We start from the raw sequence: 678 nt of genomic DNA, 5'->3' as shown, positions 1-678 counted from the left end.
CCGCGGGTCGCGGCGGCGAACGCCGCCCGCGGCGAGATGCCGCTGCCGGCGGTGCGATGGTGCACCGCCGCCCGCAGCATCGGCCACGGCCGCGGCGCCGTCACCGGCGCATCGGAGCCGAACGCCAACGACAGTCCGGTCGCGGCCAGCGGCGCGAACGCGTTCAGCGCCGCCGCACGTTCGGCGCCGAGCCGGGCCGCGTACATCCCGTCCGGTCCGCCCCACAGCGCGTCGAAGCTCGGCTGCATGCTCGCGATCACCCCGTACCGCGCCAACACCTCCGCCTGCGCGACCGTCAGCGACTCGACGTGCTCGAGCCGATGGCCACGCGCGGCGAGCGCGGGTCCGCCGACCTCCGCGGCGACCGCCTCGAACGCCGCCACCGCGGCGGTGGTCGCGGCATCACCGATGACGTGGAAACCGGCCTGGATGCCCGCCGACGTGCACGCGCGCACATGCGCGGTCAGTTCGTCCTCGGTCAGATAGGTGGTGCCGCAGCAGCCCGGCAGGTCGTCGTAGGGGTGGGCCAGCGCCGCGGTGTGCGAGCCGATCGACCCGTCGACGAACAGGTCCCCGCCGAGCGCGGCGGCGCCGGTGGCGGCGAGCAGCTCCGCGGCCTCCTCGCCGGTGCGCACCGCCTGCCCCCAGTAGCCGCGCACCTGCACCGGATGGTCGGTG

Annotated in this window: 1 protein-coding gene; it reads right to left on the bottom strand. The window is 76.3% G+C overall.

The window, feature by feature from the left end; translation table 11 throughout:
- The coding region (locus tag R1101_RS0125040) for an amidohydrolase family protein (protein ID WP_016935836.1) at nt 1-678 on the bottom strand (678 nt) is incomplete at both ends.

The sequence above is a fragment of the Rhodococcus sp. R1101 genome, from assembly GCF_000278445.1.
Taxonomy (GTDB): Bacteria; Actinomycetota; Actinomycetes; order Mycobacteriales; family Mycobacteriaceae; genus Rhodococcus; species Rhodococcus gordoniae.
Note: the sequence above shows the minus strand (reverse complement) of the source record. Positions and strands in the feature narration are given on the sequence as shown.